The organism is Microbacterium foliorum, assembly GCF_006385575.1.
Taxonomy (GTDB): domain Bacteria; phylum Actinomycetota; class Actinomycetes; order Actinomycetales; family Microbacteriaceae; genus Microbacterium; species Microbacterium foliorum_B.
Genome location: NZ_CP041040.1, coordinates 1,536,642 through 1,555,332, shown reverse-complemented (window position 1 = coordinate 1,555,332; position 18,691 = coordinate 1,536,642). Strand labels below are relative to the sequence as shown.

General features: G+C 66.3%; 21 protein-coding genes, 1 tRNA gene and 1 other RNA gene. 9 read left to right on the top strand and 14 right to left on the bottom strand.

Going from position 1 to position 18,691, the window contains the following annotated elements; all coding sequences use genetic code 11:
- The first annotated feature begins 10 nt into the window (after nucleotides 1-10).
- From FIV50_RS07430 to FIV50_RS07420, 3 genes are read left to right on the top strand one after another with little or no spacing between them, the layout of a single operon-like run.
- The gene (locus FIV50_RS07430; protein ID WP_140036883.1) at nucleotides 11-448 is read left to right on the top strand and encodes a MarR family winged helix-turn-helix transcriptional regulator; all 438 of its coding nucleotides are present in this window, start codon (nucleotides 11-13) and stop codon (nucleotides 446-448) included.
- Nucleotides 445-1,671, top strand: coding sequence for an MFS transporter (locus FIV50_RS07425; protein ID WP_140036882.1), 1,227 nt, complete (start codon nucleotides 445-447; stop codon nucleotides 1,669-1,671). Before FIV50_RS07430 ends, FIV50_RS07425 begins: the two co-directional genes overlap by 4 nt.
- Before the next feature lie 34 nt (nucleotides 1,672-1,705).
- Nucleotides 1,706-2,179 (top strand): YbaK/EbsC family protein, encoded by a 474-nt coding sequence (locus tag FIV50_RS07420; RefSeq protein ID WP_140036881.1) that lies wholly within the window; start codon nucleotides 1,706-1,708, stop codon nucleotides 2,177-2,179.
- A gap of 7 nt (nucleotides 2,180-2,186) precedes the next feature.
- Here the strand turns inward: FIV50_RS07420 and FIV50_RS07415 are convergent, their stop codons facing one another.
- Together FIV50_RS07415 and FIV50_RS07410 are read right to left on the bottom strand one after the other, a co-directional pair.
- Nucleotides 2,187-2,594, bottom strand: a complete 408-nt coding sequence (locus FIV50_RS07415; RefSeq protein ID WP_181164357.1) for a hypothetical protein — start codon at nucleotides 2,592-2,594, stop codon at nucleotides 2,187-2,189.
- Between the two features lie 112 nt (nucleotides 2,595-2,706).
- Nucleotides 2,707-2,779 (bottom strand) — tRNA-Lys (locus FIV50_RS07410).
- Nucleotides 2,780-2,926: 147 nt separating this feature from the next.
- Between FIV50_RS07410 and hisN the strand changes: the two genes are divergently transcribed.
- Together hisN and FIV50_RS07400 are read left to right on the top strand one after the other, a co-directional pair.
- Nucleotides 2,927-3,724 carry a histidinol-phosphatase gene (gene hisN / locus FIV50_RS07405; protein WP_140036879.1) on the top strand — a complete coding sequence of 266 codons (798 nt, stop codon included), beginning with the start codon at nucleotides 2,927-2,929 and terminating at the stop codon, nucleotides 3,722-3,724.
- A gap of 22 nt (nucleotides 3,725-3,746) precedes the next feature.
- Nucleotides 3,747-4,310, top strand: a complete 564-nt coding sequence (locus FIV50_RS07400) for a hypothetical protein (RefSeq protein ID WP_140036878.1) — start codon at nucleotides 3,747-3,749, stop codon at nucleotides 4,308-4,310.
- A 30-nt stretch (nucleotides 4,311-4,340) separates the two neighbouring features.
- On the opposite strand, the gene FIV50_RS07395 is transcribed toward FIV50_RS07400, so the two are convergent.
- A complete protein-coding gene (locus tag FIV50_RS07395; RefSeq protein ID WP_140036877.1) occupies nucleotides 4,341-4,655 on the bottom strand; it encodes a DUF7882 family protein in 315 nt (104 codons plus the stop codon).
- Nucleotides 4,656-4,743: 88 nt separating this feature from the next.
- On the opposite strand from FIV50_RS07395, the gene FIV50_RS07390 reads away from it, so the two are divergent.
- Both FIV50_RS07390 and FIV50_RS07385 read left to right on the top strand, forming a co-directional pair.
- A complete protein-coding gene (locus tag FIV50_RS07390) occupies nucleotides 4,744-5,598 on the top strand; it encodes a transposase (RefSeq protein WP_140036876.1) in 855 nt (284 codons plus the stop codon).
- A gap of 131 nt (nucleotides 5,599-5,729) precedes the next feature.
- Nucleotides 5,730-6,902, top strand: coding sequence for a GmrSD restriction endonuclease domain-containing protein (locus tag FIV50_RS07385; protein ID WP_140036875.1), 1,173 nt, complete (start codon nucleotides 5,730-5,732; stop codon nucleotides 6,900-6,902).
- 753 nt (nucleotides 6,903-7,655) lie between these two features.
- On the opposite strand, the gene ssrA is transcribed toward FIV50_RS07385, so the two are convergent.
- Nucleotides 7,656-8,025: a transfer-messenger RNA gene (gene ssrA / locus FIV50_RS07380) on the bottom strand.
- Nucleotides 8,026-8,167: 142 nt separating this feature from the next.
- Here ssrA and FIV50_RS07375 point away from each other — a divergent pair.
- A complete protein-coding gene (locus FIV50_RS07375) occupies nucleotides 8,168-8,836 on the top strand; it encodes an SIMPL domain-containing protein (RefSeq protein WP_140036874.1) in 669 nt (222 codons plus the stop codon).
- 10 nt (nucleotides 8,837-8,846) lie between these two features.
- On the opposite strand, the gene hflX is transcribed toward FIV50_RS07375, so the two are convergent.
- On the bottom strand, nucleotides 8,847-10,358 hold the full coding sequence (gene hflX, locus FIV50_RS07370) for a GTPase HflX (protein ID WP_140036873.1): 1,512 nt from the start codon (nucleotides 10,356-10,358) through the stop codon (nucleotides 8,847-8,849).
- A gap of 68 nt (nucleotides 10,359-10,426) precedes the next feature.
- On the opposite strand from hflX, the gene FIV50_RS07365 reads away from it, so the two are divergent.
- Complete coding sequence (locus tag FIV50_RS07365; protein WP_140036872.1) at nucleotides 10,427-11,068, top strand: class I SAM-dependent methyltransferase; 642 nt, start codon at nucleotides 10,427-10,429, stop codon at nucleotides 11,066-11,068.
- 4 nt (nucleotides 11,069-11,072) lie between these two features.
- On the opposite strand, the gene FIV50_RS07360 is transcribed toward FIV50_RS07365, so the two are convergent.
- The 9 genes from FIV50_RS07360 to FIV50_RS07320 all read right to left on the bottom strand — a co-directional run bounded on the left by FIV50_RS07360 (nucleotide 11,073) and on the right by FIV50_RS07320 (nucleotide 18,677).
- Complete coding sequence (locus tag FIV50_RS07360; protein WP_140036871.1) at nucleotides 11,073-11,741, bottom strand: HAD family hydrolase; 669 nt, start codon at nucleotides 11,739-11,741, stop codon at nucleotides 11,073-11,075.
- Nucleotides 11,741-12,613 (bottom strand): diaminopimelate epimerase, encoded by an 873-nt coding sequence (gene dapF / locus FIV50_RS07355; protein WP_140036870.1) that lies wholly within the window; start codon nucleotides 12,611-12,613, stop codon nucleotides 11,741-11,743. Before dapF ends, FIV50_RS07360 begins: the two co-directional genes overlap by 1 nt.
- 22 nt (nucleotides 12,614-12,635) lie before the next feature.
- Nucleotides 12,636-13,091 (bottom strand): GNAT family acetyltransferase, encoded by a 456-nt coding sequence (locus FIV50_RS07350; protein ID WP_140038678.1) that lies wholly within the window; start codon nucleotides 13,089-13,091, stop codon nucleotides 12,636-12,638.
- A gap of 13 nt (nucleotides 13,092-13,104) precedes the next feature.
- The gene (locus tag FIV50_RS07345) at nucleotides 13,105-13,632 is read right to left on the bottom strand and encodes a dihydrofolate reductase family protein (RefSeq protein ID WP_140036869.1); all 528 of its coding nucleotides are present in this window, start codon (nucleotides 13,630-13,632) and stop codon (nucleotides 13,105-13,107) included.
- A gap of 58 nt (nucleotides 13,633-13,690) precedes the next feature.
- On the bottom strand, nucleotides 13,691-14,629 hold the full coding sequence (gene miaA, locus FIV50_RS07340) for a tRNA (adenosine(37)-N6)-dimethylallyltransferase MiaA (RefSeq protein ID WP_140036868.1): 939 nt from the start codon (nucleotides 14,627-14,629) through the stop codon (nucleotides 13,691-13,693).
- Between the two features lie 14 nt (nucleotides 14,630-14,643).
- A complete protein-coding gene (gene miaB / locus FIV50_RS07335) occupies nucleotides 14,644-16,191 on the bottom strand; it encodes a tRNA (N6-isopentenyl adenosine(37)-C2)-methylthiotransferase MiaB (RefSeq protein ID WP_140036867.1) in 1,548 nt (515 codons plus the stop codon).
- A gap of 71 nt (nucleotides 16,192-16,262) precedes the next feature.
- Nucleotides 16,263-17,102 (bottom strand): regulatory protein RecX, encoded by an 840-nt coding sequence (locus FIV50_RS07330; protein ID WP_140036866.1) that lies wholly within the window; start codon nucleotides 17,100-17,102, stop codon nucleotides 16,263-16,265.
- A 39-nt stretch (nucleotides 17,103-17,141) separates the two neighbouring features.
- Nucleotides 17,142-18,185, bottom strand: a complete 1,044-nt coding sequence (recA, locus tag FIV50_RS07325) for a recombinase RecA (RefSeq protein ID WP_140036865.1) — start codon at nucleotides 18,183-18,185, stop codon at nucleotides 17,142-17,144.
- 267 nt (nucleotides 18,186-18,452) lie between these two features.
- Nucleotides 18,453-18,677, bottom strand: a complete 225-nt coding sequence (locus FIV50_RS07320) for a DUF3046 domain-containing protein (RefSeq protein WP_140036864.1) — start codon at nucleotides 18,675-18,677, stop codon at nucleotides 18,453-18,455.
- Nucleotides 18,678-18,691 lie beyond the last annotated feature (14 nt).

The following is an 18,691-nucleotide window of genomic DNA, read 5'->3' as shown; positions in this document are numbered from 1 at the left end:
ACTTGCTGGTATGAATCGCCAGGATGTCATTCCCTCACTCGTGCTCTCGGGGTACGCGCTCGGCCGCATCGCCGCGCAGGATGCCGGCAACGACGCACCTGCCGCCCAGTGGCGAGTGCTGAGCCTGCTCGAGCAATCGGGGCCGAAGAGGGTCGGAGCGCTCGCTTCCGCGGCACGCACGACCCAACCCGGGATGACGCGGCTGATCGGGAATCTCGAGCGCGAAGGACTCGTGCTCCGCTCCCCCGATGCTGGGGACTCCCGCGCGATCGCCGTCGCCATCACAGGGGCAGGCTCACGTGCGCTGCAGGCGTGGCGAGAAGAGTTCCGCGACACTCTCGCACCGCGCTTCGCCGACCTCGATGCCGACGAGTGGGACATCCTGACGCGCGCCGCTCAGATCCTCGCAGCGCATACCACCACCGACTCGACAGGAGCCACAGAGTGAACACCCCCGCCACCTCAGTGTGGAAGCAACCGGCCCAGGTCTGGGCCGTCGCCTTCGCCTGCGTCGTCGCCTTCATGGGCATCGGACTGGTCGATCCGATCCTCCCTGCGATCGCCGAGTCGCTCCAGGCGAGCCCGTTCCAGACCGAACTGCTGTTCACGAGCTACCTCGCGGTCACCGGACTGGCCATGCTCGTCACCAGCTGGATCTCGAGCCGCATCGGCGCGAAGATGACACTGCTGATCGGGCTGGCGCTGATCGTCTTGTTCGCCCTCTTCTGCGCGCTCAGCGGCAGCGTCGACGCGGTCATCGGCTTCCGCGCAGGGTGGGGTCTCGGCAACGCCCTGTTCATCTCCACCGCACTGGCGACCATCGTCGGATCCGCCGCCGGCGGCAGCTCCGCGGCCATCATCCTGTACGAGGCGGCCCTCGGTCTCGGCATCGCGATCGGGCCGCTCCTGGGCGGGCTCTTGGGCGAACAGAGCTGGCGCGCACCGTTCTTCGGCGTCGTGGTGCTGATGGCGATCGCGTTCCTCGCGGTCCTCGTGCTGCTGCGCGGCCCGGGCGAGAAGCGCACGCCTGTGCCGTTCTCCGCGCCTTTCAAGGCGCTCGGCAACCCCGCCCTCGCGGTGCTCGCCACGGCGGCGTTCTTCTACAACATCGGGTTCTTCATCCTGCTCGCCTTCTCGCCGTTCCCTCTGGGCTTCGGAGCGATGGGCATCGGCTTCACCTTCTTCGGCTGGGGCATCGCGCTCGCGGTCACGAGCGTCTGGGTCGCGCCGCTGCTCATGCGCCGGATGTCACGCACCCGAGTCATTCTCACGGTTCTCCCGCTTCTCGCCGTCGATCTGATCGTCGCCGGGGTCCTGGTCGAGTCGGCCACCGCACTCGTGGTCTGCATCGTCATCGGTGGACTGCTGCTCGGCGTGATGAACACCGTGCTCACGGAGGCCGTCATGGAGGCGACGGATCTCCCCCGCTCCGTGGCGTCGTCGGCGTACTCCTCGGTGCGATTCCTCGGTGGGGCCATCGCCCCGCCCCTGGCGGCAGCCCTGTGGCACGCGTTCGATGCGACGGTCCCCTACCTCGTCGCAGCCGCAGCAGTACTGGTCGCTGCCCTGACGATCTTCCTCGGGCGGAAGATCCTGGCGCACATCGACGACGAGCCTGATGACGCCACCGTCGAAGACGCCGAGGCGATCCTGCTGGGCGACGCCGCGTGAGACTCGAGCCTGCCGCGTTCGCTACCGTGAGGTCATGAACGATCTCCCCGAGCGCAGCAGGCTCGTGCAGCAGCACCTCATCGAGGCCGGCGTCACAACAGAGATCCGCATGCTGCCCGATTCGGCGCGGACCGCCCCCGAAGCAGCCGCCGCGATCGGCTGCGATGTCTCCGCGATCGCGAACAGCCTCGTGTTCGTCGCCGACGGGGCTCCGGTTCTCGTGATGACGAGCGGTGGACACCGGGTCGATCTCGACGTGCTGGCACGCAGCACCGGCTCAGCCGCGATCGCGATGGCACCGGCATCCGTCGTTCGCGATGCCACGGGTCAGGCGATCGGCGGAGTCGCCCCCGTCGGGCATCCGACGCGGCTGCGCACCTACATCGACGAGGATCTTCGCGAGCATGGTGAGATCTGGGCCGCAGCCGGGCACCCGCACACGGTGATGCCGCTCACCTTCGAGACTCTTCAGCACCTCACCGATGGAGAGGTCATAGCGGTCGACTGAGCGAACGCTATTTCACGGTCACCGTGATCTCGGCCGTCTGCTGATCGTCCGCGTCTTCGGGCACCGCCCCGCGGAACTGGTACTCGAACTGGATCACCGTGGTCCCGTCGCCGACAGGTGGGAAACGATAGGAGACCTCGCTCGGAGCGCCGGTCTCGCCGTCCTGGCCGAGGTAGCGCGATCGTTCATCACCGGGACCGAGCACGGCCGGGTCGGGCTCTCGCGTGATCACCCACGCGTCGCCGACCGTCGGATTGATCTCGCCGAAGTCGACCACGAGGGCTTCTCCGGGCGCGAGGGTGACGGACGAGGTCGAGTAGTCGATCGTCCTCTCCGCCGCAGAACAGCCGGTCAGTCCCAGACTGAGAAATGCCGCGACCGCCACGACGGCGCAGACCTTCACCAGTCTCCTCATGGCCATCTCCCTAGCGTTTGCATCACGCTAGCGCACCGGGAGCCCGATCCTCGGCATCTCCGTGGGTGCAGAAAAGCCCCGATGACTGGCGAGAGTCATCAGGGCTGATCCGTGCACCCCCTCGGACTTGAACCGAGAACCCACTGATTAAGAGTCAGTTGCTCTGCCGATTGAGCTAGAGGTGCGTGGCCCGGGAAATCCCCGGCCGAGGAATTACATTACCAGCGGATCGCCGCCGGGCGAAATCGAGCCGGGTCCTCCACGTTCGCCGCGCGTGTCGCCTCAAGTCAACCCCTCTCAGACTCCCTTGTCCGGGCGGTTATCCTGGAGTCGTGACCGCCTCCCCCCGCGTCGACGACTTCTCTCGCGACCTCGCACTCGCTCTCCGACTCGCCGATGCCGCCGACGCGCAGTCTCTCCCTCGATTCGACAGCCCCGACCTCGAGATATCGACCAAGGCCGACAGCTCGCACGTCACAGACGCCGACCTCGCGACCGAACGGGCGATCCGCTCGCTTCTGGCGACGGAGCGGCCCGATGACGGCATCTTCGGTGAAGAGTTCGGCGCTGAGGGCAGCACCCACCGGCAGTGGATCATCGACCCGATCGACGGCACCGCCAACTTCCTCCGCGGGGTGCCGCTCTGGGGCACCATGATCGCACTCGCGGTCGACGGAGTCCCGCAGGTCGGTGTCGTCAGCATGCCCGCCGTCGGACGCCGCTGGTGGGCCGCTGCCGGCTCGGGAGCCTGGACCGCGACGGATGCCGAGCCGCGCCGCATCCGGGCATCCTCCGTGTCGTCTCTCGACGACGCCAGCGTCAGCTTCCAGAGCATCAGCCAGTGGGCCGAGTCCGGGCACACCGACCAGCTTCTGAAGCTCGCCGACCGCGTGTGGCGCGATCGTGCGTACGGCGACATCTACGCCTACATGCTCCTCGCCGAGGGGCGCATCGACATGGTCGCAGAGTTCGGAGTCAAGGAGTACGACGTCGCCGCTGCTGTTCCGATCGTTCGCGAGGCAGGCGGCCGCATGACCGGGTTCGACGGCGCCGAGACGATCTCGGATCTGTCGACACTCGCCACCAACGGCGTCCTCCACGGGGCCTTCCTCGATCTCCTGCACGACTGACCCACTGATGAAGGCTCGCGCGATGAACCGCTTCACCTCCGCCGCACTGGGCGCTCTGCTGCTCGCTGTCGCGCTCACCTCCTGCGCAGGGACGCCGGAGGTATCCGCGTCTCCGACACCGGACGCGCCGAAGCCCTCCCCCGCAGCCACTGCCGAGCCCGCGACCACTCCGACCCCCACGCCCGCAGCAGAGCCCGCCTGCGACACGATCGTGTCGGCCGGCACGGTGAAGGTGCTCACCGATCAGGGGTGGTCCTTCGAGGAGAAGGAGTTCGTGGTGGGCGGCGTGACGTTGGCCGATGGCCTCCTCTGCTTCTGGGCCGACTACAGCATCGCCTCCGACCATGGCCAGCTCTACGGATGGTCGACGATCAGCGCGGAGGATGCCACGGCGGCGCAGTCCTCGCTGCTGGGAGAGGGCTGGACCCGAGAAGACGGCCCGGACGGCATCTACATCACCGAGAACCCGCAGTTCGCCATGGGCACCGACGAAGACGGATACGGCATGACCTATCTGTTCGGCGACGGATGGGTGAAGTTCGCCGACACGCGCCAGGGTCTGGTCCTGATCGAATGGGCCGGGTGACGGCGGTTCACCCGGCCGCGTCCGGGGTGCTCACTGCACGGGCGCGTCGATCACCTCGTCCACCAGGAGAATGCCGCCGGTGGAGTTCACCGACTGCATGAGATCTTCTAGCCAGCGCGTGTTCAGCTGAGGCTGCTCCGGTTCGTCGAAGGTGAAGCGCAGCGGGATCGACGGGTGGATCCAGATGGTGGACCGCCCTCCGAGCTCTCCCTCGGGGTGACGCCACGACAGAGTGAAGCTCTCCTGTCGGCGGAGCTTGGTCGCGATGACGATCTTCAGATGCGCGAGTGCTCGATCCTCGATGTGGATCGCAACGTCGGACGCGCCATAGAACAGCGTTGCCATGCCAACCAGAATACTGATGAGGGGCGGCGATCGATGCTCACCCGGCGCGGCCCGGGGAGCAGATCTTGCGCGGTGTATCGTCACTCGCATGGACTCCGAGCTCGCTGACATCGCAGTGCAGCTCTACACCGGGCCACCGACGGATTTCGTGACCGCACGAGACTCCTGCGCCGCCGACACCGTCGACCCGACTCTCGCCGCTCGGATCCGCAGCCTGAAGAAGCCATCGGTCGCCGCCTGGGTGGTGAACGTCTTCGCGCACGAGCGCGCCTCCCGACTCGCAGAGGCACTGGAGCTCGCCGAAGAGCTGCGCGAAGCACAGGCAGATCTGGATGCTCGGGCTCTCGCACAGCTAGGGCGCGACCGGCGCGCCCTCACCAACAGGCTTGCCGCGGATGCCGTCGAACTCGCCGAAGCACGCGGACAGCGCATCACGGCGTCGACGAGAGAGGCGGTTCAACAGACCATCAGCGCCGCCTTCTTCGATCCGACTGCTGCCGCCGCCGTCGCCTCCGCGCGGCTGGTGCGGGAATTGGAACCCGCCGGCACGTTCGCAGACATCGCCGACAGCATCGTCGGCGGGGGCGCACCCGACGCCCCCGCGGTCGCCGCCAAGCCTCTCGACGAGGTCACAGCGCGCAGAGAGCGGCGGGATGCGGAGCGGGCTGTCAGGGAAGCGGAGAAAGCGCACGACCGAGTGGCGCGCGAAGCGGCCACAGCAGATCGGACGCTCCGCGATGCCTCGCTTCGTGTCGACGAACTCACACGTCGCGAGCAGGAGCTCGAGGCAGACCTGACGAAGGCGCGGGGCGATGCGAAACGTGCACGAGCCGACGCCGAGAAGGCGGAGGCCGAACAGGAAGCGCTTGCACAGCGCGTGCGAGAGTCTGAAGACGACCTCCGCGCCGCGCAAGACACCCGCGACCGACTCACCGGCGACTGACGGCGGGCTCAGAGTCAGAGAGCCGGCCCTCAGAAGCACGCGCCGCAGAGCGGACTCACCCGCCAGCCGATATTCTGTGTGTATTCTGAGCGCGGGACTCCACCGGCGGAGCCGAATTCACAGGGAGTGGCATGCGCAATCGGGTTCTCGGGGTCGCTCTCGTCACCGTCGCCATCGTCGCAGGATCGCTCACACCTTCGGTGGCGCTGGCAGCGCCCCCGACGTCGGCGGAATGGATACCCGTGGCCACGCTTCTGGATCAATTGCGTGTCGAGGCTCCTTCCACCGTCAAGTACAACCGCGACCAGTTCTTCGAAGGCGCAGATCTCGACGGAGACGGCTGCCGCACCCGTCAGGAGGTTCTCCTCGAGGAGACGGACATCCCCGCGACCGTCACCGGCGTGTGCACCGTCACGGCGGGTCAATGGTTGTCCTACTACGACAATGTCACGCATCTCGACCCCGCCGCAGTGGAGATGGATCACCTCGTCGCCCTCAAAGAGGCATGGGTGTCCGGAGCGTGGGCGTGGACAGATGAACAGCGACAGGGATACTCCAACGACGTCGATGACGACCGCGCACTGACCATGGTCACCGCGGCCGTCAACACGGCGAAGGCCGACAAAGATCCTGCGTCCTGGTTGCCCTCCTACCGTTCCATTCGGTGCACCTACGTCTCCGAGTGGGTCGCGGTGAAATGGCGCTGGAACCTGTCCGTCGACCCCGCCGAGAAGATCGCCATCCAGACGGTCCTCGAAGGCTGCGGCCCTCGGGACACCTGGCTCCCCGCGGCTCCGACTGTGGGGCGCCCCTCCGCGCCGCCGCTGCCGGAGCCCGTTGCCGTGCACCGGTTCTGGAGTCCCGTCTACCAGGGACACTTCTTCACCACTGATCTGGCGGAGCGCGATCAGATCATCGCCCGCTGGCCCGGTGTATGGACCTATGAGGGCCAGCGATACACCGCGTTCAAGACCCAGGTCGCAGGCACCGTCCCGCTCTACAGATTCTGGAGCAGCACGTACTCAGGGCACTTCTACACCGCTGACCCGAGCGAGCGTGCCGCAGTGATCGCCAAGTGGCCGAACATCTGGAAGGACGAAGGGGTCGCCTATTACGTGTATCCGGTGAACTCCACGCAGGCCGACACCGTTCCCGTGGCTCGGTTCTGGTCGAACTCTGCCGCTCACCACTTCTACACCGCCGACGCGGCCGAGCGAGATGCAGTCCTCGCCAAATGGTCCAGCGTGTGGTTTCACGAAGGCGACAGCTTCCGCGTGCCGGCCGCGGGCATCCCCGTCCCCTGACCGCCCCAGCCGCCGGGGAACCACTGCGCGACACAACGAACTGCACCGACTTCCCGAACTACGCTGCCGCGAAAGAATGGTTCGACCGCTGCTACCGGTACAAAAAGGCCCGTCTCCCCAGTGGCCACCGGTTTCTCGACGACCTCGGTAGAGATGCCGCCCGAGTTCGACGGCCTCGGCATCCCAGATCGTCGGATGGCGCGGACCGAGCGACCATACAGCGGAGGGACTCTCGCTCGGATCATCGCGATCCCGATGAGGAAGAGCCCCTCGACCGGAGCGTCGCCGACGCGGCCCCCAGACCGTGGCCGGTACACGCTCTCGTTCGCGATCGTACGCCCGATAGCCACGAGCCGACACCCCATGTCAGATGCCTCGTGGATCCGCACGCGTGACCACTAGATACAGCAGTGCATTGAGCGTACGGTTGCCGTGGCCAACAAACATGGCCAGGAGCCGGTGGAGTCCCCAGCGAAGCCGGTTAGGTGTCCCGATGGGTGTCCCCCAGGACCGGTCGGGGCACCGTTTCCAACCCACCACGACGTCGGAGCTCAGAGCCAGTCTCGTCCCGTCGGCCGGAGAACGGCCACCTCCGCGCATCGAACGTTCGCCCGAGAGCATGCTGAACATCGAACGCGGATCGACCTGCTCCAGGCCGGGGCTCGCCGCCTGACGAGTTATCCACAACGCAAAAAAGGCCCGCCTCCCCAGTTTTCACCAGGGAGGCGGGCCTTCTTGCTTGTGACAGCGACGTGGTGGAGCTGGGGGGAATCGAACCCCCGTCCAACGCTGAGTCTCCACGCCTTCTCCGGGCGCAGTCTGTGAAGACGTTCTGCTCGGCTCCGACCTTTGTCACAGACACCTAAGTCGACGAGCCCAGCCTGGGAAGAGTCCCACGTGACGTCCAGACGCCATCACGCAGCAAGATTCCTAAATGACGCCAGGATCCGTATCGGAATCACATACGGCCTGACGGACTATCGGGCTCGCTTATGCAGCGAGGGCGAAGTCGTTGCGCTTGGTTTCGGCAACTATTTTTTTGCAGAGAGCGTTTACGAGATAACTCTGCATCCTCGGCCCGCTTCTCGTGGATTCACAGGCGCTGTCGAAACCGATCAGCCCCGTGGTCCTTCTCTCGAAGGAGCCGCTGTCACACTGTTGATTTCTCACTTCGGGAACCGGAGTCCCCGAGCCTCATAGACTACAACGTTCGCAGCGGCTACGCCATTCCTCGCCTCGTCAGCGCGCTGGCGTAGAGTCACGACATGAGCGAAGTCACCGTCACCGTCCGGGGCGAACACGAGGCGCGGATCGCGCCCGAGCGCGCCACCATCCGCGTCAGCATACGTGCCGAGGGTGCGGAGCGTGCCTCGGTGGTCGACCGCGTCATGCGTCTCACCGAGCCCGTGCGCGCGAGCATCACGACGAGGCGCGACACGGGCATCGTCGTCGATTGGTCGAGCAAGCGCCTCTCCGTGCGCGCCGAGCGCCCCTGGAACAACGAAGGCAAGCGTCTCGCGCCCGTGTACTACGCAAGCATCGATCTGACTGCGACCTTCGCCGAGGCATCCGAGCTCTCGCTCTGGGTGTCGGACGTATCGCCGTGGGACGGAGTCGAGGTCGGGTGGGTCAACTGGCATCTCACGACCGAGACGAGCTCGCGGATCGAACGCGAGGTCGCGGCTGCAGCGGTCGGAGTGGCCGTCACGCGCGCGCAGGCGTACGCGACAGCGCTCGGACTCGGCACCGTCGTGCCGGTGGAGATCGCCGATGTCGGGCTGATCGCACCGACACCTGTTCAGCCGTTCTCCGGCATGGCGAAGGTGCGCGGGGCCATGCTGCAGGAGTCCGACACAGGCGGCGCATCGATGGAGTACGAACCTGACGAGATCGTCATCTCCGCCACCGTCGAGGCGCGCTTCCTCGCTCGCTGAGCCCGGGCCGTCAGCCGCGCACGGCGAAAGGGGCGAGATCGGCGGCGAGCCGCTCCGACACCCGCGCGTGCACGACAGTCCCCTGCTCGCTGTGATCCACCGACAGCAGCATCCCCGTCTCGTGGATCGCCGCGACAAGATCACCGCGATCATAAGGAACCACCGCGTGAACCTCGACAGCGGGCTTCGGAAGCGCCTCTTCGATGGCTACCCGAAGCTCCTCGATGCCCTCACCCGAACGCGACGAGACGAAATGCGCTCTGGGCTCGAGGCCCTGCAGCACGAGACGCTCATCGTCGGCGATCAGGTCCGCCTTGTTGAAGACGACGATCTCCGGCATGTCGCGGACTCCGACATCGCCCATCACATCGCGCACGGTCTGCAGCTGACCGGCGGGATCGGGGTGCGATCCGTCGACCACGTGCAGCACGACGTCTGCCTCACCGACCTCTTCGAGCGTCGAACGGAACGCCTCAACGAGCTGGTGCGGAAGATTGCGAACGAAACCGACGGTGTCTGTCAGCGTGTAGACGCGGCCGTCTGAGGTCTCCGACCGGCGCACCGTCGCATCCAGCGTCGCGAACAGAGCGTTCTCCACCAGCACTCCGGCACTCGTCAGAGCGTTGAGAAGGCTGGACTTGCCGGCGTTGGTGTAGCCGGCGATCGCGACGGACGGGATCGTGTTGCGCTTGCGCTCGGCCCGCTTCGCCTCTCGCGCAGGTCCGAAATCGCGGATCTGCCGCCGCAAAAGCGCCATCTTGGTGCGGATGCGACGACGGTCGAGCTCGATCTTCGTCTCACCGGGTCCGCGCGAGCCCATACCGGCACCGCCGGCACCGACCTGGCCACCCGCCTGGCGGCTCATCGAGTCACCCCAGCCGCGCAGACGCGGCAGCAGGTACTCGAGCTGCGCCAGTTCGACCTGGGCCTTGCCCTCGCGGCTCTTGGCGTGCTGACTGAAGATGTCGAGGATCACGGTGGTGCGATCGATGACCTTGACCTTGACGACGTCCTCGAGGGCACGTCGCTGGCTCGGCGCGAGTTCGGTGTCGGCGATCACGGTGTCGGCACCGGTGGCTGCGACGATGCCCTTCAGCTCCTGAGCCTTGCCTCGGCCGATATAGGTCGCGGCATCCGGATGCGGCCGTCGCTGCAGAACGCCGTCGAGCACGACCGCGCCTGCGGTTTCCGCAAGGGCCGCCAGCTCTCGGAGAGAATTCTCCGCATCGTCCTGGGCACCCTGCGGGTACACGCCCACCAGCACCACGTTCTCGAGGCGAAGCTGGCGGTACTCGACCTCTGTGACGTCTTCGAGCTCGGTGGAGAGACCGCCCACGCGCCGCAGCGCATGACGATCCTCGAGGTCCCACTGGTCGCCGTCCGAAGAGCCGTGCAGGGCCGTGGAGTGGTCCTGCAGGGCCTGCGCGGCGCCGAAGACACGTGCCTCCGTCCGCTTCTCCGCATTCGCGAGTACGCGATCGACTGCTTCGTCACCTGTGGAGTGTGTGGTGGTCTCCGTCATCCGTCCCTAATCTCTGGGTTTTGTTGCGAGCCTTAACCTTAGCCCGCGCTGTCCGCTACGCTCACGGTATGGGGTCCGACCATTACTTCACCGCGGCCCCGGCAAGCCCCGAGAACCTGCGATCGATCCGTGTGACGCTCGCAGGCCGAGAGCTGGACGTCACTACTGCTGGCGGCGTCTTCAGCCCGGATCGGCTGGATGCCGGTACAGCCGTCCTTCTCGCAAACATGCCTCCGGTTCCGCCGGGAGGCCATCTTCTCGACCTCGGAAGCGGGTGGGGACCCATCACGCTGTCGATGGCGATGGCCGCACCTCATGCGACCGTGTGGGCGGTCGACGTGAATGAGCGATCCCTCGACCTCGTGCGGCGAAACGCTGCAGCTCATGGTCTGAAGAATGTCAACGCATCCCTGCCCGAGGATGTTCCCGCCGATGTCACATTCCGCTCGATCCGTTCGAATCCGCCGATCAGAGTCGGCAAGAACGAACTTCACGGACTGCTCGAGAAGTGGATCCCCCGGCTCGACGAGCGCAGCGACGCTTGGCTCGTCGTGCAGCGCAACCTCGGTGCGGATTCGCTGCAGCGGTGGATCGCCGCGACGTTCCACCCGGGTTTCAGCGTCCATCGGACCGCGACGTCGAAGGGCTACCGCGTCCTGAAGGTGCGCAAGCACGGCACCCCGCCCACCGAGCCGATCACGCTCGTCTGAGCCGTCACACCGGCATCCGTCGCTGACCCACCAGCTCGGGGAGTTCACGCATGTCCGTGAACACGATGGCGCCTTCGCGTTCCAGCCAGTCGGCTGGTGTGAGTCCGCCGGCGTAGCCGAGAACCCGCATGCCCGCGGCGCGGGCGGCCTGGACTCCGAATCGACTGTCCTCGACCACCACGCAGCGCTCGGGGCTGACGCCGAGCCGCTCGGCTGCGCGCAGGAAGAGATCAGGAGCAGGCTTGCCGTTCGCGACGTCGTCGGCGCTGAAGATCCGTCCTTCGAATCGCGGAAGGAGTCCGGTCTGCCCGAGCGTCCTCCGGATCTTCGCATGAGAGCCGCTCGAGGCGACGCACGTCATTGTCGAGATCTCGTCCAACGCGGTCTCGATCCCGGCCACCGCCGTCAGCTCAGCTGCGAATGCGTCGAGGTACCACGGCTGGTACGAAGCCTCCCAGTCGTCGGGAAGCAGCCGTCCGAGATGAGCTTCGATCTCGGCGCGGAAATGCGCGGAAGAGCGTCCGACGAACCGGTGCAGAATCTCGTCGTGGGATAGAGACCACCCGAGATCCGCGAGAACCCTGCGATCCACCTCGATCGACAGTTTCTCGCTGTCGACGAGGACCCCGTCGCAGTCGAAGACGACCAGGTCGATCGGGTCGCTCGCCCGCATCAGATCAGGTCGACCTCGCCGCTGAAGACGAGCTGGGCAGGCCCGGAGAGGGCTACGTGCTCGCCGTCCTCCGCGGGGAACATGCGCACGCCGAGCGTGCCGCCCGGCACCTCTACGCGCCAGTTGTGGGGTGCCTTCTCGCCGGCCCAGTAGCGCACAGCCAGAGCCGTCGCCGCCACACCCGTGCCGCAGCTGAGGGTCTCCCCCACGCCGCGCTCTGAGACGCGCATCGAGACGTGTCCGATTCCGTCCTTCACGAGCGGCTCCCCCGGGACGACGAACTCGATGTTCGCACCCGCGGGCGGCGCGGGGTCGAGAACCGGCGCGCGGTGCAGCTCGAGCGACGACAGCTCCGCCTCGGAGGCGAGAGCGACCACGACATGCGGATTTCCCACGTCGATGCCCAGGCCGGGTCTCGTGACGGGTAGCCCGTCTGCGGCGACGAGTGGGTCATCGCCGGAGAGCTTCCACAGACCGAGGTCCACCTGGTAACCCGTCTCGCTGCGTGTCACGTCGCGCACGCCCGCACGCGTCCCGATCGGGAGCGTGGAACCGGGCTCGATCGTGGCGAGGCCGGAGCGCACGAGATAATGCGCGAAGACCCGGATGCCGTTGCCGCACATCTCAGCGATGGAGCCATCCGCATTGCGATAGTCCATGAACCACTCGGCGGCCGGTTCCTCCTCGAGTGCCGCCTGCCCGTCTGCGATCGCCGCAGAGCGAACGACGCGAAGGATGCCGTCGGCACCGATACCTCGATGCCGATCGCAGAGGACGGCGACCTGCTCAGCGCTCAGCTCGAGAGCGCCGTCGGGGTCGGCGATGATGACGAAGTCGTTGCCTGTGCCGTGTCCTTTGGTGAATGCGACCATCCACCCAGTGTAGAGATCGCGGCTATGCGTCGACGATCAGACGCCTGCCCGTGTTAGACACGGAGAATCGCTCGTACCCGAGGTCGTCGTAGAAGCCCAACGCCCCCTCGTTGCCCTCTCTGACCATGAGCTGCACCTTCGGGCAGCCCATGTCGAGAAGAAGTCGCTCAGCCTCACGCACGAGAGAGCGGGCGATCCCCTGATGACGGTGCGAGCGTGCGGTGGCCAGGTAATAGAGCCAGCCCCGGTGTCCGTCGTAACCGGCCATCACCGTGCCGATGATCCGAGCCGGGGTCGACCGAGCTTGGTGCTCCTCGACGACCAGGAACAGCTCGGGCTGCACCGTGAGCTTGCGCTCGATGTCGAGCCTGGGGTCGTTCCATGGCCGTGTGAGACCCGCCTCGGTCCAGAGCGCGACCACAGAGTCAGTGTCTGACGGATCGAAGGCCCGGACCGCCCAGTTCTCCCCCGAGCGCACGGGAGCCGACGACTCAGCCACGCTGCACGCGGTAGCGGCCGCACATGAAGTTGCGGTTGCGAGCGACCTCGAAAAGCTCGAGATCCAGTGCCCTCGGCAGGAGCGGTGCCCCGGAGCCGAGTGTCACGGGCGCGTACTGCACCCACACCTCGTCGAGGAGACCGGCATCGGCGAACTGCCCGGCCAGGTCACCACCGCCGACGACCCATAGATCCTTCCCGTCGGCCGCGGCGACCATCTCGGAGTGCACGGCGGTCACATCGCCCTCGGCAGTGCGAATGTCAGCGCCGGCCGGAAGCTCGAGCGATCGGTGGGAGAAGACCCAGGTGGGCTGCTCGTAACCCCAGCGCCCTTCTTCGTGGCGCATGACCCATTCGTAGGTCGATGATCCCATCGCCAGTGCGCCGATCGTCTTCTCGAACGACGCGTAGGACATGGGGCCGTCTTCGTCGATGTCCTGTGTGAGGAGCCAGTCGAGCGAGTGCTGGTCAGTCGCGATGAAGCCGTCGATGCTGCTCGCTGTGTAGAAGTGGGTGGCCATGGAACAACCATCTCATCAGGCTCAGACATCAGCCACCGACGTCGGCGGGCGACTGGCCTCACGGGTCGACGAGCGAAGCAGCGTCCACGGGTGGTTCGTACCACGTGAGTCCGGGATACCGTTTGAACCACGACACCTGACGACGGGCATAGCGCCGAGTGAGCGCCTGCGTCTCGGCGATCGCCTCGGCCTGGGTGAGGCGGCCGTCGATCTGCGCGAGAGCCTGGGTGTAGCCGATGGCGCGCTGCCCCGTCGCGCCATCTTCGAGTCCCTGTCGCCGGAGGTCCCGCACCTCATCGACCAGGCCCGCTTCCCACATGCGTACGACGCGGGCGTCCAGCCGCTCGACCAGCGCTCCGCGTTCGACATGCAGACCGATCAGACGAGTGTCGGCCTGCCAGAGCGCAGGCTGTTCAGGCAGGGCAGCGCCGTGCGTCGCGCTGCCCTGTTCGAGCACTTCGAGCGCGCGGATCACACGCCTGTCGTTCTTGGGATCGACACGCGACGCCGTGGCGGGGTCGAGTGCCCGCAGCCGGTCGAGCAGCCCCGCAATGCCCTCGCTTTCGAACTCGCGTTCGAGCCGCTCGCGGATCACCGGGTCGCGGGGCGGGAAGGCGAAGTCGAACACCACGCTGGAGACGTACAGACCCGACCCGCCCACGAGGATGGCGTCGGCACCGCGCTGCTGGATGTCAGCGATCACGGAGCGCGCCAGCGGCTGGTACCAGGCGACAGCGGCCTCCTCCTGCACCTCCCGCACGTCGAACAGATGGTGCGGAATCCCTCGACGGTCGGCCGGGGCGAGTTTCGCCGTGCCGATGTCCATTCCGCGGTAGAGCTGCATGGCATCGGCGTTCACGATCTCGGCGGCGTTGCCTCGGCTCTGCAGCGCTTCAGCGAGATCGAGGGCGAGATCGCTCTTGCCCGTGCCTGTCGCACCCACGATCGCCCAGAGCCGCGGAATCCTGTCTGTGGCGCTCCACGCCGGATCGGTCATGCCTCGAGCAGCGGTCACCTGCCGACGCGGAGCGTCGGGAGGCCCAGAGATACGACACGGGTGCCGTCGGCGGAGATCGGCGCTGGCACGGCACACGACTCAGCCTGCCCGCGGTCCCACGCATCGCCACCGCGTGTGCGTCGGATCCGCAGCGGGGAGCCCGTCGGGTCGTCCGCGAGGAGGTGGAACGGCGCCGCATGGGTGATCGTCACCGAGACGACATCGCCGGGGCGTGGGACAGCGGATCCGGACGTGACCTCGAAGTGCACGAGTCGGTTGTCCTCAGCTCGTCCGGTCAGCCTGTGAGTCTCGGCATCCTTCTTGCCTTCGCCTGTCGAGACGAGCACCTCGACCTCGCGCCCGACCTGCTTCTGGTTCTCCTCGAGGGAGATGCGCTCCTGAAGCGCCATGAGCCGGTTGTATCGCTCCTGTACCACTGCCTTGGGGATCTGGTCTTCCATGGTCGCGGCCGGCGTGCCCTCGCGGATCGAGTACTGGAACGTGAACGCACTCGAGAACCGTGCCTGCTCGACCACCCGCATCGTGTCTTCGAAGTCCTCCTCCGTCTCCCCCGGGAATCCGACGATGATGTCGGTGGTGATCGCGGCGTGCGGAATACGATCACGGACGCGATCGAGGATCCCGAGGAACTTCTCGCTGCGGTAGGAACGGCGCATGGCCTTGAGGATCCGGTCGCTGCCCGACTGGAGCGGCATGTGAAGCTGCGGCATCACGTTGGCGGTCTCCGCCATCGCGTCGATCACGTCGTCGGTGAAGGCGGCGGGGTGAGGACTCGTGAAGCGGATCCGCTCGAGGCCGTCGATCTCACCCGCGGCGCGGAGCAGCTTGCCGAACGCCTGCCGATCGCCGAACTCCACGCCGTAGGAGTTGACGTTCTGTCCGAGCAGGGTGACCTCGATCGCGCCGTCCTCGACGAGCAGACGGATCTCGTTCAGGATGTCGCCGGGGCGCCGGTCCTTCTCCTTGCCACGAAGGCTCGGAACGATGCAGAAGGTGCAGGTGTTGTTGCATCCGACGGAGATGGAGACCCAACCGCTGTGCGCCGAATCGCGTTTGGTCGGAAGCGTCGACGGGAACACCTCGAGCGACTCGAGGATCTCGAGCTCGGCATCGCCATTGTGTCGCGCCCGCTCGAGCAGGCCGGGAAGCGATCCCATGTTGTGCGTGCCGAAGACGACGTCTACCCAGGGTGCCTTGGCGAGCACGGCCTGCTTGTCCATCTGAGCCAGACAGCCCCCGACGGCGATCTGCATCCCGTCTTTGCGACGCTTCACCGAAGCGAGCTGGCCGAGGGTTCCGTAGAGCTTTCCTGCCGCGTTGTCGCGCACCGCGCACGTGTTGATGATCACCACGTCGGCTTCGGCGCCGTCGGTCGCGCGGACATATCCTGCGCTCTCGAGAGAGCCCGAGAGGCGTTCGGAATCGTGGACGTTCATCTGGCAGCCGAAGGTGCGGACCTCGTAGGAGCGCTGGCGTCCGTCAAGATCGATTGCTGCTGACGACGACTCGATGATCGTCGGCTCACTGCGAGGGATAGTCATGATCCCCCCATTCTACGAGCGGTTCTCCGACACTGCCGCTGAGGCGAGAGCTCGACGCCCTCGCCTCAGCGTCAGTCCGAGTCGACGAATCGAACCCCGGATGACGACGAGCCGAAAGAAGCCTCAGCGAGAGCCGACTTCGCGGCCGTCATCGCGATCGAGCCGTTGTAGCCACGGCGAGACAGCTGACCGACCAGACGTCGCAGCGCTGTGTCGCCGTCGAGGCGAGACATCGCTCGTGCTTTCGAGCGCGCGTACTCGAGTGCGCGCTCGGCGTCATCGTCGGGAACGTCGTCGAGCGCTGCATCGATCACGTCGCGAGGAATGCCGCGTTGCGAGAGCGCCCTCGACAGTGCGACCCGACCCTGCCCCTTGCGCTCGATTCCCGACGTCACCAGCTGGCCGGCGAGAAGTGTGTCGTCGAGGTAGCCCCGTCGACAGAAATCATCGATCACGTCGTCGATCGCACCCGCATCGAGCCGCTCGGCGTTCTGCTCGTAGCCCCTGAGCACCATGCGTGCCTCTGACAGAGAGAGCGATCGAGTCCGCAGCTTGCGGACGAGGAGCTCCTCTGCGTCGGCACGCAACCGAGAGGGGTCGATGCCGACGCCATCGCCTGACCCGACATCCTGCGACTGCAATGCGCGCAATCGCGGTGCGGACCGAGCCGCTGCACCGCGTGCTGGATGCCGTTCACTGGGCCCACGAGAGTCGAGGGATGCGACCGGATTCGAATCGCGGGCCGAGTCGCCCTCTGTCGACTTCCACCCCCCGATGTCGGCTGCGGAACGAGTCGTGGCACCGCTGGCCTCCGGAGCTTCCCGGTCGGCCGACTTCTCACGTGTGTCGTCACGGCCGAAGAGAGGGATGATGGGGGCGAGCTGCTCAGGCCCGCCCCCGCCATCACTCATGGTTCACTCCGGTCGCTCCGCAACCGCGGACCATCATTCTCATGCCGGACGGCGCTCGGCGAGCTCGTCTGCGGGCGCCTCAGTGGCGCCGCCGATGCCGAGCTTCTGCTTGATCTGCGTCTCGATGGCGAGTGCGACATCGGGGTTCTTGAGCAGGAACGTTCGCGCGTTCTCCTTGCCCTGGCCCAGCTGGTCGCCGTCGTAGGTGTACCACGATCCGGACTTCTTCACGATGCCGTGCTCAACACCGAAGTCGATCAGGCTTCCCTCACGCGAGATGCCGACGCCATAAAGGATGTCGAACTCCGCCTGCTTGAACGGCGGTGCCATCTTGTTCTTCACGACCTTGACCCTGGTGCGGTTTCCGACTGCATCGGTGCCGTCCTTCAACGTCTCGATGCGGCGGATGTCCATGCGGACCGACGCGTAGAACTTCAGCGCCTTTCCACCCGCGGTGGTCTCGGGCGATCCGAAGAAGACGCCGATCTTCTCGCGCAGCTGGTTGATGAAGATCATCGTGGTGTTCGTCTGGTTGAGTCCACCGGTGAGCTTTCGCAGTGCCTGCGACATCAGTCGAGCCTGCAGACCCACGTGAGAGTCGCCCATCTCACCCTCGATCTCGGCCCGAGGCACGAGAGCCGCGACGGAGTCGATGACGATCAGATCGATCGCGCCGGAGCGGACGAGCATGTCAGCGATCTCGAGCGCCTGCTCACCTGTGTCGGGCTGCGAGACGAGAAGAGCGTCGATGTCGACACCGAGCTTCGCGGCGTAGTCGGGATCGAGCGCGTGCTCGGCATCGATGAAGGCGGCGATTCCGCCGGCGCGCTGCGCGTTCGCGATCGCGTGCAGCGTGAGTGTCGTCTTACCCGAGGACTCGGGACCGTAGATCTCGACGATTCGTCCACGCGGGAGGCCTCCGACGCCGAGAGCGACGTCGAGAGCGATGGAGCCGGTCGGGATGACGGCGACGGGCGCGCGCTCGTCACTGCCCAGTCTCATGACCGAGCCCTTTCCGAACTGACGGTCGATCTGGGCGAGTGCTGTCTCGAGGGACTTCTCGCGGTCAGCGGGTGATGGCATGACGTGCTCCTTATGCTCGCGTGGTGCCGCCTGTAGGCTGTCGCGGTCCTCCCGGCTGGGCGGAACTCTCCGACAAGGCGTATGGCTCTTCGGCTTGCTGTTCACCGTACGAGGCACCTCGGACATTGCGTCGTCAGCTCCGCGAAACAGGGAGAACACCGTCTCCGAACCACTTGTGCAGAAGACTACGCCCGTTTCGAACACATATTCGACGAAACGCCGTCACGGCGTGTCGTTAGTCGAACGCGCGTCGAACGCGTCAGGGAATCATCGCCTGCGCGGCTCGAGTCGCCCAGCGCCGTGCCGTCGCTCCTGAGGCACATCGGTCTCGGCGCACAGCGCCAGCCAGATGTCACGCGGCGGGACACCGGCATCCAACGCCTGGTCGGCAGTACGGCCGGCGAGCTGGGTCAGAATGAGGTCGCTGATGAGAGACGACCCTCGACCACCGAATTCCGCGTCGACTGCGCGGAGGAACTCACTGCGACGCATCAGAGGATGAAGAG

Bases quoted from the DNA above. Each gene is read 5' to 3' on its own strand.
- FIV50_RS07430 (WP_140036883.1), top strand. From the start codon at position 11: ATGAATCGCCAGGATGTCATTCCCTCACTCGTGCTCTCGGGGTACGCG.
- FIV50_RS07420 (WP_140036881.1), top strand. From the start codon at position 1,706: ATGAACGATCTCCCCGAGCGCAGCAGGCTCGTGCAGCAGCACCTCATC.
- FIV50_RS07415 (WP_181164357.1), bottom strand. From the start codon at position 2,594: ATGAGGAGACTGGTGAAGGTCTGCGCCGTCGTGGCGGTCGCGGCATTT.
- FIV50_RS07400 (WP_140036878.1), top strand. From the start codon at position 3,747: ATGAACCGCTTCACCTCCGCCGCACTGGGCGCTCTGCTGCTCGCTGTC.
- FIV50_RS07395 (WP_140036877.1), bottom strand. From the start codon at position 4,655: ATGGCAACGCTGTTCTATGGCGCGTCCGACGTTGCGATCCACATCGAG.
- FIV50_RS07390 (WP_140036876.1), top strand. From the start codon at position 4,744: ATGGACTCCGAGCTCGCTGACATCGCAGTGCAGCTCTACACCGGGCCA.
- FIV50_RS07385 (WP_140036875.1), top strand. From the start codon at position 5,730: ATGCGCAATCGGGTTCTCGGGGTCGCTCTCGTCACCGTCGCCATCGTC.
- FIV50_RS07375 (WP_140036874.1), top strand. From the start codon at position 8,168: ATGAGCGAAGTCACCGTCACCGTCCGGGGCGAACACGAGGCGCGGATC.
- hflX (WP_140036873.1), bottom strand. From the start codon at position 10,358: ATGACGGAGACCACCACACACTCCACAGGTGACGAAGCAGTCGATCGC.
- FIV50_RS07365 (WP_140036872.1), top strand. From the start codon at position 10,427: ATGGGGTCCGACCATTACTTCACCGCGGCCCCGGCAAGCCCCGAGAAC.
- FIV50_RS07360 (WP_140036871.1), bottom strand. From the start codon at position 11,741: ATGCGGGCGAGCGACCCGATCGACCTGGTCGTCTTCGACTGCGACGGG.
- dapF (WP_140036870.1), bottom strand. From the start codon at position 12,613: ATGGTCGCATTCACCAAAGGACACGGCACAGGCAACGACTTCGTCATC.
- FIV50_RS07345 (WP_140036869.1), bottom strand. From the start codon at position 13,632: ATGGCCACCCACTTCTACACAGCGAGCAGCATCGACGGCTTCATCGCG.
- miaA (WP_140036868.1), bottom strand. From the start codon at position 14,629: ATGACCGATCCGGCGTGGAGCGCCACAGACAGGATTCCGCGGCTCTGG.
- miaB (WP_140036867.1), bottom strand. From the start codon at position 16,191: ATGACTATCCCTCGCAGTGAGCCGACGATCATCGAGTCGTCGTCAGCA.
- FIV50_RS07330 (WP_140036866.1), bottom strand. From the start codon at position 17,102: ATGAGTGATGGCGGGGGCGGGCCTGAGCAGCTCGCCCCCATCATCCCT.
- recA (WP_140036865.1), bottom strand. From the start codon at position 18,185: ATGCCATCACCCGCTGACCGCGAGAAGTCCCTCGAGACAGCACTCGCC.
- FIV50_RS07320 (WP_140036864.1), bottom strand. From the start codon at position 18,677: ATGCGTCGCAGTGAGTTCCTCCGCGCAGTCGACGCGGAATTCGGTGGT.